The 15,267-nt window shown below is 43.8% G+C and carries 17 protein-coding genes; 12 read left to right on the forward strand and 5 right to left on the reverse strand.

The window, feature by feature from the left end:
- The first annotated feature begins 42 nt into the window (after positions 1-42).
- From lipB to ACGHAV_RS02575, 4 genes are all read left to right on the forward strand, one after another.
- Entirely contained in the window at positions 43-687 is a 645-nt protein-coding gene (gene lipB, locus ACGHAV_RS02560) for a lipoyl(octanoyl) transferase LipB (protein WP_390376062.1), read from the forward strand.
- On the forward strand, positions 680-1,642 hold the full coding sequence (gene lipA, locus ACGHAV_RS02565) for a lipoyl synthase (RefSeq protein ID WP_334014341.1): 963 nt from the start codon (positions 680-682) through the stop codon (positions 1,640-1,642). Before lipB ends, lipA begins: the two co-directional genes overlap by 8 nt.
- Before the next feature lie 99 nt (positions 1,643-1,741).
- On the forward strand, positions 1,742-2,749 hold the full coding sequence (gene ansA, locus ACGHAV_RS02570; RefSeq protein WP_334014342.1) for an asparaginase: 1,008 nt from the start codon (positions 1,742-1,744) through the stop codon (positions 2,747-2,749).
- A gap of 58 nt (positions 2,750-2,807) precedes the next feature.
- On the forward strand, positions 2,808-3,647 hold the full coding sequence (locus ACGHAV_RS02575; protein WP_390375976.1) for a DUF2797 domain-containing protein: 840 nt from the start codon (positions 2,808-2,810) through the stop codon (positions 3,645-3,647).
- A gap of 106 nt (positions 3,648-3,753) precedes the next feature.
- Here ACGHAV_RS02575 and ACGHAV_RS02580 read toward each other — a convergent pair whose 3' ends face one another.
- Positions 3,754-4,305 (reverse strand): NAD(P)H nitroreductase, encoded by a 552-nt coding sequence (locus tag ACGHAV_RS02580; RefSeq protein WP_390375979.1) that lies wholly within the window; start codon positions 4,303-4,305, stop codon positions 3,754-3,756.
- Between the two features lie 136 nt (positions 4,306-4,441).
- Entirely contained in the window at positions 4,442-5,044 is a 603-nt protein-coding gene (locus ACGHAV_RS02585) for a DoxX family protein (RefSeq protein ID WP_390375982.1), read from the reverse strand.
- Positions 5,045-5,089: 45 nt separating this feature from the next.
- Between ACGHAV_RS02585 and ACGHAV_RS02590 the strand changes: the two genes are divergently transcribed.
- From ACGHAV_RS02590 to ACGHAV_RS02600, 3 genes are all read left to right on the forward strand, one after another.
- Positions 5,090-5,269, forward strand: a complete 180-nt coding sequence (locus ACGHAV_RS02590) for a hypothetical protein (RefSeq protein WP_390375985.1) — start codon at positions 5,090-5,092, stop codon at positions 5,267-5,269.
- A 158-nt stretch (positions 5,270-5,427) separates the two neighbouring features.
- Positions 5,428-7,293, forward strand: a complete 1,866-nt coding sequence (sppA, locus tag ACGHAV_RS02595; RefSeq protein WP_390375988.1) for a signal peptide peptidase SppA — start codon at positions 5,428-5,430, stop codon at positions 7,291-7,293.
- Between the two features lie 161 nt (positions 7,294-7,454).
- Positions 7,455-7,952 carry a SprT family zinc-dependent metalloprotease gene (locus ACGHAV_RS02600; RefSeq protein ID WP_390376065.1) on the forward strand — a complete coding sequence of 166 codons (498 nt, stop codon included), beginning with the start codon at positions 7,455-7,457 and terminating at the stop codon, positions 7,950-7,952.
- A gap of 43 nt (positions 7,953-7,995) precedes the next feature.
- Here the strand turns inward: ACGHAV_RS02600 and yfbV are convergent, their stop codons facing one another.
- Entirely contained in the window at positions 7,996-8,445 is a 450-nt protein-coding gene (yfbV, locus tag ACGHAV_RS02605) for a terminus macrodomain insulation protein YfbV (RefSeq protein WP_390375990.1), read from the reverse strand.
- A gap of 505 nt (positions 8,446-8,950) precedes the next feature.
- Between yfbV and trxB the strand changes: the two genes are divergently transcribed.
- The 4 genes from trxB (at position 8,951) to infA (ending at position 11,708) form a co-directional block, all read left to right on the forward strand.
- Positions 8,951-9,910, forward strand: a complete 960-nt coding sequence (gene trxB, locus ACGHAV_RS02610; RefSeq protein WP_390375993.1) for a thioredoxin-disulfide reductase — start codon at positions 8,951-8,953, stop codon at positions 9,908-9,910.
- A 47-nt stretch (positions 9,911-9,957) separates the two neighbouring features.
- Positions 9,958-10,704 carry a leucyl/phenylalanyl-tRNA--protein transferase gene (gene aat, locus ACGHAV_RS02615; RefSeq protein WP_390375996.1) on the forward strand — a complete coding sequence of 249 codons (747 nt, stop codon included), beginning with the start codon at positions 9,958-9,960 and terminating at the stop codon, positions 10,702-10,704.
- Complete coding sequence (locus tag ACGHAV_RS02620; RefSeq protein WP_390375999.1) at positions 10,701-11,414, forward strand: arginyltransferase; 714 nt, start codon at positions 10,701-10,703, stop codon at positions 11,412-11,414. Before aat ends, ACGHAV_RS02620 begins: the two co-directional genes overlap by 4 nt.
- Positions 11,415-11,489: 75 nt before the next feature.
- Complete coding sequence (infA, locus tag ACGHAV_RS02625) at positions 11,490-11,708, forward strand: translation initiation factor IF-1 (RefSeq protein ID WP_014949333.1); 219 nt, start codon at positions 11,490-11,492, stop codon at positions 11,706-11,708.
- 152 nt (positions 11,709-11,860) lie between these two features.
- Here infA and clpA read toward each other — a convergent pair whose 3' ends face one another.
- Both clpA and clpS read right to left on the reverse strand, forming a co-directional pair.
- Complete coding sequence (gene clpA, locus ACGHAV_RS02630) at positions 11,861-14,137, reverse strand: ATP-dependent Clp protease ATP-binding subunit ClpA (RefSeq protein WP_390376003.1); 2,277 nt, start codon at positions 14,135-14,137, stop codon at positions 11,861-11,863.
- Between the two features lie 24 nt (positions 14,138-14,161).
- Positions 14,162-14,482: an ATP-dependent Clp protease adapter ClpS gene (gene clpS / locus ACGHAV_RS02635; protein WP_390376006.1), complete on the reverse strand. Its 321-nt coding sequence runs from the start codon at positions 14,480-14,482 to the stop codon at positions 14,162-14,164.
- Positions 14,483-14,723: 241 nt separating this feature from the next.
- Between clpS and cspD the strand changes: the two genes are divergently transcribed.
- Positions 14,724-14,942, forward strand: coding sequence for a cold shock domain-containing protein CspD (gene cspD / locus ACGHAV_RS02640; protein WP_334014354.1), 219 nt, complete (start codon positions 14,724-14,726; stop codon positions 14,940-14,942).
- Positions 14,943-15,267: the final 325 nt, after the last annotated feature.

The raw sequence follows: 15,267 nt of genomic DNA on the forward strand, positions 1-15,267 counted from the left end.
AGCGAACTAACTGCTAACGCAGCTACAAACACTACGCCAAGCATGCAAAACGTCATAGTACGACAACTTGGTCGTCAAGCGTATGAGCCAATTTTTGAAGCTATGAAACGCTTTACGGACCAACGTGACGAGCACACCCAAGATGAATTGTGGCTAGTAGAACACGACGCTGTATTTACCCAAGGTCAAGCTGGAAAGGCCGAGCATATTCTTATGCCTGGCGATATTCCGGTGGTACAAGTCGATCGCGGCGGTCAAGTGACGTATCACGGGCCTGGCCAGCAAGTTATTTACTTAATGCTCAATATTAAGCGCCGCAAACTGGGTGTTCGACATTTAGTCACGGCGATGGAAGAAGCTGTGGTCGGACTACTTGCAAAATATGGCGTTAAAGCCTATCCAAAGCCCGATGCACCTGGCGTTTATGTCGACGAAAAAAAAGTGTGTTCCCTTGGCTTAAGAATACGTAATGGCTGTTCGTTCCATGGGTTAGCGTTAAATGTTAATATGGATTTATCACCGTTTCAGCGAATTAACCCTTGTGGATATGCGGGTATGGAGATGGTAGACACTGCCAGACTCCAAGGTCCAACATCGCTTTCTGTTGCCGGCAGTGAGTTAACCCAATTACTACTTGAAGCGCTTTCCATCACGGAAACAACATATAAAGAAGGTTTTGATGAGTAACGCACGACCTCAAGCGGGTGTAAAACTCCGCGATGATGAAAAAGTAAAACACATTCCAGTCACCATTATTCCTACAGAAAAGGAAGAAATGCTGCGCAAGCCTGAGTGGATCAAAATTAAGCTTCCTCGTACTACCGAGAAAATTGACCACATTAAAAAAACGTTGCGCAAAAACAACCTTCATTCAGTGTGTGAAGAAGCAAGCTGCCCGAACCTGGCAGAGTGTTTCAACCACGGTACTGCAACGTTTATGATTTTAGGCGACATTTGTACTCGTCGTTGTCCATTTTGTGATGTTGCGCACGGCAAACCACTTCCTCCCAGTGCAGAAGAGCCAGAAAAACTAGCGAAAACCATCGCTGAGATGAACCTTCGCTATGTTGTTATCACTTCTGTAGACCGTGACGATTTAAGAGACGGTGGTGCACAACACTTTGTCGATTGCATTAACGCAATTCGTGAGCACAGCCCTTCTACCACCATTGAAGTGCTTGTACCGGACTTCCGCGGCCGTATGGATCGCGCACTTGAAATCTTCAAAAATGGCGTACCAGATGTGTTCAACCACAATCTAGAGACTATCCCGCGCTTGTACCGTGAGTGTCGTCCTGGTGCAAACTACCAGTGGTCTCTTGACCTGTTGAAGAAATTCAAAGCACAACACCCGGATGTTATGACTAAATCAGGTCTTATGATGGGTATGGGTGAAGAGAACGAAGAAATTCAAGGCGTGTTGCGCGACTTACGTGAGCACAACGTTGATATGCTTACACTTGGTCAATACCTTCAGCCAAGTCGCCACCACTATCCAGTTAAGCGCTACGTTCATCCAAAAGAGTTTGATGCGCTTGGCGACTACGCAAAAGAGATTGGCTTTACTCACGCAGCTTGTGGCCCAATGGTACGTTCAAGCTACCACGCCGACCAACAGGCGGCAGGTAAGGAAGTAAAATAAAAACAAGGCACCGTAAAGACGTTGGTGCCAGTACAAACTAAAATATAAAAGCGGTGTTAACACCGCTTTTTTGTTTACAGTGGTAAGTAAGGTTTATTGATGCGCAAACATATTTACATTGCCTACACTGGCGGAACCATAGGCATGAAGCCGTCAAAACAAGGCTACGTGCCAGCTGCTGGCTTCCTTGCCGACACGCTCAAAAACATGCCTGAGTTCCATCGCCCTGAAATGCCGTTATTTACGTTACATGAGTACGATAACCTTATCGATTCATCTGACATGAATCCGTCTGATTGGCAGCGCATAGCTGACGATATCGCCGACAACTACGACACTTACGACGCATTCATTATTTTGCACGGCACTGACACTATGGCTTACACGGCATCAGCCCTAAGTTTCATGTTAGAAGATTTGTCTAAGCCTGTTATTGTTACAGGGTCACAAATTCCATTAGCCGAGTTACGTTCAGACGGGCAAGTAAACTTACTGAATGCATTGTATGTTGCGGCAAACTACCCTATTGCTGAAGTCGGTTTATTTTTTAACAACCGACTTTTACGTGGAAATAGAAGTCGTAAAGTGGACGCTGACGGTTTTAGCGCATTCGATTCACCCAATTTCCCTCCCCTTTTAGAAGCCGGTATTAACATTCGAGTAAAAGCGGGCAAGCTTGCTGAATCGCCTGAAAACACCTTAACGGTATCGAGCGTAAAAGCCCAGCCCATTGGCATGGTTAGCCTGTATCCCGGCATTGCGCCAGAGGTTATAAAAAATACGCTTCAACAACCTGTCAATGCACTCATTTTATTAAGTTATGGTGTTGGCAACGCGCCACAAAACCCAGAGCTTATTTCACAGCTAAAATATGCCAAGTCTCGTGAAATACCAGTGCTAAACTGCACACAATGTATGCGCGGTCGCGTTAATATGGGCGGCTATGCTACAGGGCATGGTTTACAAGAGGTAGGTGTATTATCTGGCAGTGATATGACGCCAGAAGCGGCACTGGCAAAGCTGCACTACCTACTAAGTAAAGACCTCACATTTGACGAAGTAAGTAAGATGCTAACGCAAAACTTGCGTGGTGAGCTAAGCGACTAGTAAAACTAGGTTTTAATTTTCAAACCATTAAAACAAACAATAAATATAAGGCAATACAGTGACAACGACTTATACGGGTATGCTTAAAAAGATGCGTACCCAAGCAGATGAAAACAACAAAGTAAGCTATATGCTCCCTATTGGTGATGATTTGGTTGATGTTAATGCGCTTATAGGTAAAGAAGTTACACTTACTTATAATGGCGAAATAAACTGCGTCAGCTGTAACCGTAAAACCAAAAAAAGCTTCAATCAGGGCTACTGCTATCCCTGTCTAATTTCACTTGCGCAATGTGATAGCTGCATTATTAAACCTGAAAAATGTCACTATCATGAGGGCACCTGCCGCGAGCCACAGTGGGGTGAAGAGCATTGTTTTAGCGAGCATTTTGTTTACTTGGCGAACACAGGCACCGTAAAAGTAGGCATTACTCGCCAAGTCTCTGATGGTGTGTCAGTACGTTGGATGGACCAAGGTGCTACACAGGCAACGATAATGCTGCGCGTGCCCGACCGTTTAACAAGCGGCTTAGTAGAAACATTGTGTAAAGATCACATAGCCGATAAAACAAACTGGCGAACCATGCTAAAAGGAAAGCCAGACGAGGTTGACCTAGAGGCGGTTAAGTCTGAACTTATGGAAAAGATTAGCGCTGAGCTCGAGGCACTTAAACAAGAAAAAGGTTTACAAGCGGTATCAGAGGTCAACGCGGTTACACACGATATTCACTATCCTGTAGAAGAATATCCGGTAAAGATTAAATCGCTAAACCTTGATAAAACACCTGCATTTACCGGCGTGCTCAAAGGTATTAAAGGTCAATACTGGATGCTAGATGAAGACCGCGTTATCAATATCCGCAAATTCGCTGGTTATAACGCAACATTGAGTTTTTAGCGCCGAGATTGTGTAATTAAACATTCGAGGCTAAATACCCACTGTTTGTAGATATTAGGCATTAAAAAAGCGCCATAAACGGCGCTTTTTTCTATCTCATAACCCTTTACTTCCAATATTCGAAGTAATCTGCACTGTTTCGTTGCGGTTTAGGCGCAGGCTCAAACGCAGGTGTTCCTAAATACAAGTATCCTACAATTTCATCATCTTCGGCTAACCCCAAGCCATTTTTAACCGTTTCACACTGTGCGTAGCTACCCGTGCGCCACATTCCGTTAAAACCTTGCGCTACCGCAGCCATTTGCATTGCCATCACTGCACAACTTGCTGAAGCGATTTGTTCAACTCTAGGCACTTTTTCGTGTTCAGTGTATTTGGCTATTGCAACGATAACCATTGGTGCTCGATGCGGTAGCTGCACTGCACGCTCAATTTCTTTTTGCGACTTATCATTTTCAATGGCTGATTGCTCATACAACGCCCCTAATTTGTCGAGGCCCTTACCTTCACAAACAATAAAGCGCCACGGCGTTAGGCAAGCGTGATCTGGCGCGCGAAGCGCTGCTTGCATTATGTTTTCAAGCGCGTCCCCCGATGGCGCGGGCGCCGATAAACGAGGTTGAGAGCTTCTATTTAATAATAACGTTAGTGCATCCATGTGCGTTCTCCACCCAAAAAGTGTTGTTAATATCAACAAGATAACGGCGTTGATTTGTATACACAGGATCCTACGACTCACTTACAAAAAAGACCAGAAAAATCCGGTCTTAATTGGTTTAAGTAAGCGGTATGGCTTAGCTGAGTTCTCTCTTGGTAAAGAAGTGGTCAACACTTACGTAACGCCCGCCACCATAGAAAAACAATACCAACAACATAACGAAGTACGTTGCACCAAACTCAATACCATTGTTCAGCACAACAAAGTTTCCACTCGATGTTAGCCAGTCATAATGACCGTGCTCTTGTAACAGCGACTTCGCTGCGGCCAGTTTGTCAGGTGCTTCCATTACGCTTTCATTAAGTAAAATGGTACCGTCTGCTAACCAAGACGAAGCATCTGCTATGGCCAGCCAGCCATTTTCTGCGTGTACGCTTACCATCGCTACAATCATGGTTATCATTAATGGAATACTTACCAACCGTGTTAATGCACCGAATAAAATGAATATTCCGCCCACTAACTCCGCTGCGGTGGCCAAAAATGCCATGACCAGCGGAAATGGAAGACCAAGCCCATAATCTTCATTACCAAACCAGTCTACGATACCATCAAAGCTTGACGCTTTGTTCCAGCCTGCTTGAATCATTACTGGTGCAAGATATAAGCGAAGCAGTAATAATGGGATGCCGTCTACATGGCGTAAACTGTCTACGAATTTAGAATAAAGAGATGTCATGAGCATCAACCTGTAATTGTGTGGTAGTTAGTAGAACGACAAACTATGAAAAAAATTTCATCTAAGCAGTCAAAAACATCGCCGTTTACACGAATTATGCAAAAAGGGCACGAAAAAACCCGATACAAACCGCCATCAGGTAAATTGCTTATGCAGCTAAGTGAAAATGATCATAAACGTATTGCGAAGCTCATAAGCCAATGGCTTGATAGCAAAGAGAATTAAACTTGGATGTGTCAAACATAACAAAAAATTACAATTCTATTAGCGATCTTACTCGATTTAGGTAACATAATAGAATGACGACGTGCGAGTAACCTCAACGCACTGAATTACATCGATACAAACACCTGTTGAAAATAATTTAAAAAAGGTAGTGATTTATGGCAGCCAAAGGAAATTGGACAAAATCCTTGTTTATTGGCTTGTGGACGGTGCTCAACTTCACCCGCAAACTTTTCTTTAATATCATCTTTATTGTCATTTTCGCGGGTATCATTATCGCGGCAACCAGCTCAGACAACGACCCTCTTACCGTTAATGCAAATAGTGCTTTGTATTTAACACTAAACGGTAAACTGGTTATCGAAAAAGAAGGCATTGACCCGTTTGAACAATTCCTACAAGACGCCCTTGGTGATGAACCGGACAACCCGGAGGTACTGGTACGCGATGTAGTCAAAGTGTTAGAAAATGCACAGAAAGATCGTCGTATTAAAGCGCTAGTCCTAGACCTGCACGGTTTAACAGGTGGCGGATTAGACAAACTGCGTGTGGTAGCAGAAGCCATAGATGAATTTAAAACATCTGAAAAGCCGGTGTACGCGATTGGCGATTACTTCTCTCAAGACCAATACTATCTTGCTGCGCATGCTGACAACATTTATTTGAACCCAATGGGCGGCTTAATGCTTGAAGGCTACGGTCGATACGGCATGTATTTCAAAGATATGCTTGAAAAGCTTAAAGTTACAACACACATTTTTCGTGTAGGTACGTACAAGTCGGCTGTTGAGCCAATCATGCGTAACGATATGTCAGAGGAAGCCAAAGAAGCAGAGAAGCAATGGCTTGATGGCTATTGGAATCAATACAAGCAAGATGTTGCCGCTGCACGAGGCATTGAAACATCGAATTTCGACGAAACACTTGAGGGGCTGCTAGGAAAGTTTGAGGCAGCTGGCGGGGACTTTGCACAATACGCTCTGGAAAATGGATGGGTTGATGCGCTTAAAACCCGTGAAGAAGTAAGACAAGAGCTTATTGAACTGGTAGGTGAAGGTGATAACCGCCACGGCGTGAACTTAACCGCGTACAGTACTTATTTGAAGGTGGTAAACCCGCCATTGCCGGCAATTGAAAACAATATAGACAAAGTGGCTATTGTTGTAGCTAAAGGTACCATTTTAGATGGCGACCAAAAAGCAGGAACAATTGGCGGTGACAGTACTGCGCGTTTGTTAAGAAAGGCGCGTTTGGACGACAGCGTTAAAGCAGTGGTACTTCAAATTGACTCTCCAGGGGGAAGCGCGTTCGCGTCGGAAATTATTAGGCAAGAAGTGCTACAGCTACAGCAAGCCGGTAAACCTGTTGTTGCATCAATGAGCACCTATGCAGCGTCAGGTGGTTATTGGATTGCGGCCAGCACCGACAAGATTATTGCAAGCCCAAGCACTATCACAGGTTCAATTGGTGTTTTCGGTATGTTTATGACGTACGAAAATTCGCTTGATTATATTGGTGTTCATAGTGACGGCGTTGGTTCTACTGAACTAACTGGGTTCTCGGTAGCGCGCCCATTGGCCCCAGAATTCGGTCAAATTTTGCAGCGTAATGTTGAAAACACGTACGGCAACTTCTTATCACTTGTTGCATCATCTCGCGAGATGACGGTTGAAGAAGTAGACGATGTAGCGCAAGGCCGCGTATGGATTGGTGAAGATGCGCTTGAACTTGGACTTGTTGACCAGCTTGGCACGCTTGAAGATGCTGTGTCTGCAGCGGCAGAGTTTGCTGCATTGGAAGAATACGATACGCAGTACGTACAACACTCGTTATCAGCACAAGACCTATTCTGGAAAGAGTTCTTTGGTCAGGCGATGACTTATGTTGGTAAATGGCAATTTTCAAATGCCGATTCAGCGTTAATAAACGAGTTTAAACGCGTACTTAAAGAGTTCAGCGTTGTTAACCGCCTAAACGACCCTAAAGGCACCTACGTACTTTGTTTGCCCTGTGACGTCAGTTAAAAAAAAGCGACGTAAGGTAGTAAAGAGCTGACGTTAGGTAGAAAAAGTTAGCGTTAGGTACTACGAATATATAACCAACATCAAACAGTTCAAATCGCGCTTGTGTTTACTATCACAAGCGCGTTTTTATTTTTAACCGTATTTACTATTCAGGTGTAAGTATCGCACTCTCCGATTTACCCCCTGCCCTAAAACATGCTATTGAAGACGCTGTAGAGCAATACTATCAGCAGGCTGATAGCTATTTTAAAAGGTACTTTACGCGCCCCACGCTTTCTTTTCGTCGTTCAGGGAAAAATGCTGGCTCTGCGTTTTTGCAACAAAACAGAATTAACTTTCACCCTGTGTTGTTTAAAGAAAATACCGAAGCGTTTCTTACCGACGTGGTGCCCCACGAGATAAGTCACTTATTGGTATGGCAATTATTTGGAAAAGTGAAACCTCATGGCACCGAATGGCAAAGCATTATGCGTGGTGTATTCAATCGCGAACCTAATACTACACACACGTTTGATACCAAGTCGGCTGTAAAAACATTTGCATATCAATGCCAATGCAATACGTATTCTCTCTCAACACGCAGGCATAACAACGTTAGAAAGGGTACTCAGTACAGGTGCAAGCGTTGCAATCAAATCCTTGTACCCGCTTTGCAGTAGTTGGTATCAGTAGGTTGAATCTGGGTTAAACTGAAACAGGTCTTTAGTTGAACCAGTGCTCGGTGAATACGCTATCTAAGTCGTTGAAGGCAGTTTTTAATAGCTTTGCCAATTCTTTGTACTTTGGTTTTGATTTTGCGGAGGCCACATTACAACCTTGCGTACGCATTTTTGCGTGGATCTCTTGATACCAACTTTTAAGCTGTGGAGGCAAATACTGATCAGAACGATGGCCAAGCCATAACAAGCCTTGTAGAGGAAGGCTTAAGAAAAATGCGCCAATAGCGATGGTTTGAGGAAGATACTCGGCGCCAAGGTTCTGCAATAACAAAGCACAAGATACTAACGCTACTGGAGGCATGGTTTTTATCGCAAATTTAGTTGCAGCCACAACGCGACACTCAGGAAAAAAGGCGTACAACTCTTTCTTCATTGGCCATGTTTTCATGTACTGCTGACCGTCTTTTATCATTGCCATCACTGATTGCGACATGGCTTCTCTCCTCAAAATAACACAACTCGGAGCTTGTATTCTTCGCAGTTAAACTTTCAGGCTTTTTGGTCTTAAGTTATCTCACAGGCAGTTTTAACCGCGCTCATACTTGAGTTTAAGATCCGAACGAAAGTTACGTACACTCGTTGCTGCTTTCACCCAAAATTGTAATACGCTTTTTAACTAATACAAGCTATGTTATTCATAAAATACGGATGACTCACCGCAACTGCTTAATGTGGAGAAACTTTAATAAGTAACATTCAATCTCAGTTGTATTCAATCATAAAGACACCATAAGCCACATTTATTTAGAACAAGAACACATAAGAACGTTCACTCTTTAAGTGACTTTTGACCTCATTGAAGGCATCATACGGCCTTCAAAATTAGAACAATAAAAATGCAGACTAGCATTGAGGTTGAAATATAACGTGATACCCTCATCTAGCGTATTACAGAGAGAACAGATGCCCATAAGTGGGTACAATACTTGGAGACGAAAATGGCAGAAAGCAGACACGTCCGTCTACTTATTTTAGGTTCAGGCCCTGCTGGCTACTCAGCGGCAGTTTATGCAGCGCGCGCTAATTTGGAACCTGTACTTCTTACTGGGATTCAACAAGGCGGACAGCTTACTACCACTACAGAAGTAGAAAACTGGCCGGGTGATCCAGAAGGTCTTACTGGCCCAGATTTAATGGTACGTATGCAGAAGCATGCTGAAAAATTTGATACTGAAATCATCTTTGACCATATCAATAAAACAGATTTTAGCAAACGCCCATTCACGCTTTATGGCGACAGCGGCACATACACTTGTGATGCGCTTATCATCGCAACGGGCGCGTCTGCAAAATACCTTGGTATGGAGTCTGAACAGGCATTCATGGGTAAAGGTGTATCGGCATGTGCAACGTGTGATGGTTTCTTCTATCGCAACCAAAAAGTTGCGGTTGTTGGTGGTGGTAATACGGCTGTTGAGGAAGCGCTTTATCTATCAAACATCGCTTCAGAAGTGCATGTAATTCACAGACGCGACACCTTCCGTAGCGAAAAGATTCTAGAGCAGCGTTTACGTGATAAGGCAGAGAACGGTAACGTTGTACTGCACTTAAACCGCACGCTAGACGAAGTGCTGGGTGACGACATGGGCGTTAATAAGATCCGTATTAAAGACACTGAAAGCGAAGCAACGGAAGAGCTTGATGTAATGGGTCTATTCATTGCTATAGGCCATAAGCCAAATACCGACATTTTCGACGGTCAGCTTGAAATGAAAGACGGCTATATCACTGTTAACAGTGGTACAAATGGTAACGCGACACAAACCAGCGTAGAAGGTGTTTTTGCAGCAGGTGACGTAAGCGATCACATTTATCGTCAGGCTATTACATCAGCTGGAACTGGCTGTATGGCTGCGCTTGATGCTGAAAAATTCCTTGACGGTTTAGCGTCTAAATAGCATTAGCTTTAATATGATAAGGCCCTTAACCAAGGGCCTTTTTTATTATGATTGCGTTACATTATATTGAAGAAGGCGCGCCCTTCCCTCCTGTACATACTGCGTTATCCGAGCCCAATGGACTGCTCGCTTTCGGTGCTGACCTAAGCCCCGCCAGGTTATTTTCAGCCTATTCACAAGGTATTTTCCCATGGTTTAGCGATGACGAGCCGTTGTTATGGTGGTCGCCGGACCCACGCGCCATTATTGAATTAGACGACTTTATCGTGTCGAAAAGCCTTAAGAAGCTTGCTAGACAACAAAAATACAAAGTAACGCTCAATCATGCGTTCGAACGCGTTATCGACGCTTGTTCTTCTATTCCGAGAAAACGTACAGACGGTAATGACATGTCAACTGAGACATGGATTACCGACGATATGATGATGGCCTACACACAGCTGCATGGGCTTGGTCTTGCGCACTCTGTCGAGGTTTGGGAAGACGATATGCTAGTGGGTGGTTTATATGGTGTGGGCATAGGCAATATTTTTTGTGGTGAGTCTATGTTTCACGTTAAAAGTAACACATCTAAATTAGCAATGCTGTCGCTTGTGCAACACATGAAGTCTCACAACATGGCATTTATCGACTGCCAGTTGCCAACCGATCACCTTGAATCTTTGGGTGCAAAAGCAATTTCAAGAAACACTTTTATTGAAAAATTGCGTATAAACAACCACACTTTGAACGACAAAGGTGAACTCTCTGATGAATATATTGAACGTTGGCAAGCCAAGGTTATAACACCATGAAGTTTGGAATTACGCAGTCTTTTACCTGTAGCTATTTGCCTGATGAGCAAGAACAGTTACTTGTATATGCTGAAAGTAGCGACTTCCAAGCATGGCGATATTCTCAGTTAATTCAGGCAGGCTTCAGACGCAGCGGCGAGCAAATTTATCGCCCCCATTGCCCTAACTGTAATGCGTGCCAATCGGTACGAATTCCCGTTGACGACTTCCGCCCATCTCGCAGTCAGAAGCGCATTTTAAATGCAAACAGCGCATTTAGCGTGCGCCTAGTTGATGAACCTAACGCCCTTTATTATTCACTTTACGAGCGCTATATCAGTGAACGACATGCGGATGGCAGTATGTATCCACCGTCTAAAACACAATTTGATAGCTTCGTTCGATGCGAGTGGATGACCACACACTTTTTAGAGGCCTATGACGGCGATAAACTAATCGCAGTAGCCGTGACAGACATTGTTGATGCTAACGAGTCTCAGGGTGCACTCTCTGCGCTTTACACATTTTTCGATCCAGACTATGCGTCTGCATCACTCGGTACATGGATGATACTTATGCAAATACAGCAGGCTAAAACACTTGGTCATCGCTTTGTGTATTTGGGTTATTATGTACAAGGGTGTCAAAAGATGTCATATAAGCACAAGTTTTTGCCCTTTGAACAGTTTAGCGACAACGAATGGCGTCTATTTACTAAAAAACCCACTTAATTGCTTTACACTGAACTCAAGATTGGGTAAGGTCTGCGCGGCAAAAATTTTGAATTACTGAGGTAACTGCTTTACATGGCAAAAGAAGATTGTATTGAAATGGAAGGTACTGTGCTAGACACACTACCTAACACTATGTTCCGCGTTGAACTGGAAAACGGTCACGTAGTGACTGCACACATCTCTGGTAAAATGCGTAAGAACTATATCCGAATTCTTACTGGCGATAAGGTCACCGTTGAGATGACGCCTTACGATTTGACTAAAGGTCGTATCGTATACCGCGCCAGATAATGTGCCATTGAAGCGGTAACGCATTGTAAAAAGCCCGATGACTATCGGGCTTTTTTGTATCTCAAATAAACAAAACTTAGCTTTTAGAAGCAATAAAAAAGGCCAGCTTTCACTGACCTTCTTTTGCTAAACGTATAATAACTTTTTCAGCCTTAGCTTGGTTCAGCCTCTTCTGACGTGGCATCTACACCAGTAAACGAAAACGTTAGTTTGTCGTCTACGCAGTCCACTTTCACATTGCCGCCTTTTGAAAGCTCTCCAAACAATAGCTCATTTGCCAGCTCTTTCTTAAGCTCATCTTTAATAAGGCGTGCCATTGGGCGAGCGCCCATAGACTTGTCATAGCCTTTTTCAGCAAGGTATGCACGGGCATCGCTTGTCACCTCAAGTGAAACGCCTTTTTGGTCAAGCTGAGCTTGAAGTTCGATAATAAACTTATCTACCACCTGCAGAATAATTTCTGAATCTAGGTGATTGAACCAGATAATTCCGTCTAGGCGATTTCTGAATTCAGGTGTAAACACTTTATTGATTTCAGACATAGCATCGTGGCTATGGTCTTGCTGCTTAAAGCCAATCGACTTACGCACCGTTTCCTGAACACCAGCGTTGGTCGTCATTACCAACACAACGTTTCTAAAATCAACCTTACGGCCATTGTTGTCGGTAAGCGTACCGTGATCCATTACCTGTAGCAGAATGTTGTAAATATCGCTGTGCGCTTTTTCGATCTCATCAAGAAGTACCACTGAGTAAGGGTTCTTAATGACGGCGTCAGTAAGTAGACCGCCTTGGTCAAAGCCAACATAACCAGGAGGGGCACCAATTAAACGGCTTACAGCATGACGCTCCATGTATTCCGACATGTCAAAACGCACAAGCTCTACCCCCATAATTTTCGCTAGCTGCTGTGTAACCTCTGTCTTACCAACACCTGTCGGACCGGCAAACAAGAAACTACCAATTGGCTTCGTTTCAGCACCTAAGCCCGAGCGTGAGAGTAAAATAGCGTCGTTCAGCGTCTCTATGGCTTTATCTTGGCCAAACACCACCATCTTAAGGTTACGACCCAAGTTCTTCAGCACCTCTTTATCAGATGCTGATACCGACTTCTCTGGAATGCGTGCCATTTTAGCAATTATTTGTTCGATATCGCCCACACCAATCATCTTTTTACGCTTTGACGGTGGCAACAAGCGCTGGCTTGCACCGGCTTCATCCATCACGTCGATGGCCTTATCAGGCAGATGTCGCTCGTTTATGTACTTTGAAGACAATTCAGCCGCAGCTTGGATAGCTTTTTGCGTAAAGCGCACATTGTGGTGCTCTTCATAACGGCTTTTCAGACCCATTAGAATCTTAGTCGTATCGCTTACGCTAGGCTCAGTAACGTCCACTTTTTGGAATCGACGTGCCAGAGCACGATCCTTTTCAAAAATACCTTGGTATTCCTGGTAAGTAGTTGAACCAATACAACGCAATTCACCACTAGATAGTTTAGGCTTGAGCAGATTAGATGCATCCATAACACCACCCGATGCAGCGCCGGCACCAATAATAGTATGAATTTCATCAATAAACAGGATAGCATTTTTGTCTTTGCCAAGCTCTTTCAGAATAGCTTTTAAACGCTTTTCAAAATCGCCACGATATTTAGTACCCGCTAGAAGACCACCTAAATCAAGAGAATAAACCGTGCTTTCGGCAATAACAGCTGGCACATCGTCGTTAACAATACGATAAGCAAGACCTTCGGCTATGGCTGTTTTACCTACACCCGCTTCACCAACTAACAGAGGATTGTTCTTTCTTCTACGACATAAGATTTGAATAGTGCGTTCTACTTCCGAGTCGCGACCAATAAGTGGGTCTATTTTGCCGTCTTTGGCCTGGCGGTTTAAATCGGTAGCGTATTTACTTAATGCAGAACCGCCCTCTTCACCGCCCTCGGCCTCATCACCGGCTTCTGGATTCACTGGCTCGTCGTCATCAGCTTTGCTTACGCCATGGCTAATAAAGTTCACCACATCAAGGCGCGTAACGTCTGACTTTTTAAGAATGTAAACGGCTTGAGATTCTTGTTCGCTGAAAATCGCTACAAGAACGTTAGCGCCCGTTACCTCATCTTTACCTGACGATTGCACGTGAAATACTGCACGCTGTAACACACGTTGGAAACCTAAAGTAGGCTGTGTTTCGCGGTCCGTTAGCTGGTCTTCTAAAATAAGTGGCGTAGTGTCTTTCACAAAAGATAGGAGCTCGCTTTTAATCGACTCGATATCAGCACCACACGCTTTCAGAGCTTCTCGAGCAGCTGAGTTGTCGAGCAATGCCAACAACAAGTGCTCTACCGTCATAAACTCATGACGGTGCTCTCTGGCAAATACAAACGCGCTATTCAGCGTTTGTTCTAATTCTTTGTTTAACATATTGCTCGCCCTCTACAAAATACCTTATGCCTGTTCCATCGTGCACATCAACGGATGCTGATGCTTGCGTGCGTACTGATTTACCTGCATTACTTTCGTCTCTGCTATCTCAGCAGTGAAAATGCCACACACGGCTTTACCCTGATAATGAACGGCTAGCATAAGTTGGTTGGCTTTCTCAGCGTCCATATTGAAAAACTGCATGAGTACCTCAATGACAAAATCCATCGGCGTGTAGTCGTCATTATTCAACAACACTTTGTACATGGGAGGCGGCTGCGGCTTTTGTCGCTGCGCGTCTTTCTGTTTTTCCTTATCGATACTAATGGTGTTGTCTTTACTCATAACTTAATAATAGTGGTTTAATGGCATTTGTGTGCACAAACTTTCGAATAAATTTATTCACATTTGCCCTTGACATAATGTGGTTAAAAAATCTACATTTTGATAGTGGGATTGAGTGTTACTCTGTTTCAATACTTTTAAATACTGTATCAACACTGAATCAATACTCATACCACTGTGCTTCCGGATCTATAATGGGGGCATAAACGTGCGAGTTCAAGGACTAAGAGGAAGTTGAAGTATGGCGATCGGCAAAGTTAAATGGTTTAACAACGCGAAGGGTTTTGGGTTCATCGTTCCTGAGGACGGTGGTGAAGACATTTTTGCCCACTACTCTACGATACAAATGGAAGGTTATCGCTCATTGAAAGCAGGCCAAGAAGTGACATTCGAGGTTCAAGAAGGCCCTAAAGGGCTTCACGCGGAAAATATAGGCTTTAAAGAAGAGCCAGAGCGTTAAGAAAGAATTCTAAAGGCCTGACGCAAGTCGGGCTTTTTCTTTTTGGCTTACAATGTTCAGGCAGGATAGAGTGCGCATGACGGTAAATGCACACCGCTATTTTCAAACAACACTGTTTCTTAACCACCACAAAAAACCACTAACGCCATCAAGCTGATAAGTGCCAATAAGCCACTCTTTTTCTTATAACAACATCTTTTTTTTACATCTTCCTAAAATTAAAAACCCTCCCCTCTTCGCATCGCCTACTTGTTTATTATAAATGTTTAATTTAGCCATTTATTGAAGCTTAAAGCGCGTATTTGCGTTGGTATAAAGCTGCAGA

It is taken from the genome of Alteromonas sp. MTD1, from assembly GCF_042848195.1.
In the GTDB taxonomy this organism is placed as follows: domain Bacteria; phylum Pseudomonadota; class Gammaproteobacteria; order Enterobacterales; family Alteromonadaceae; genus Alteromonas.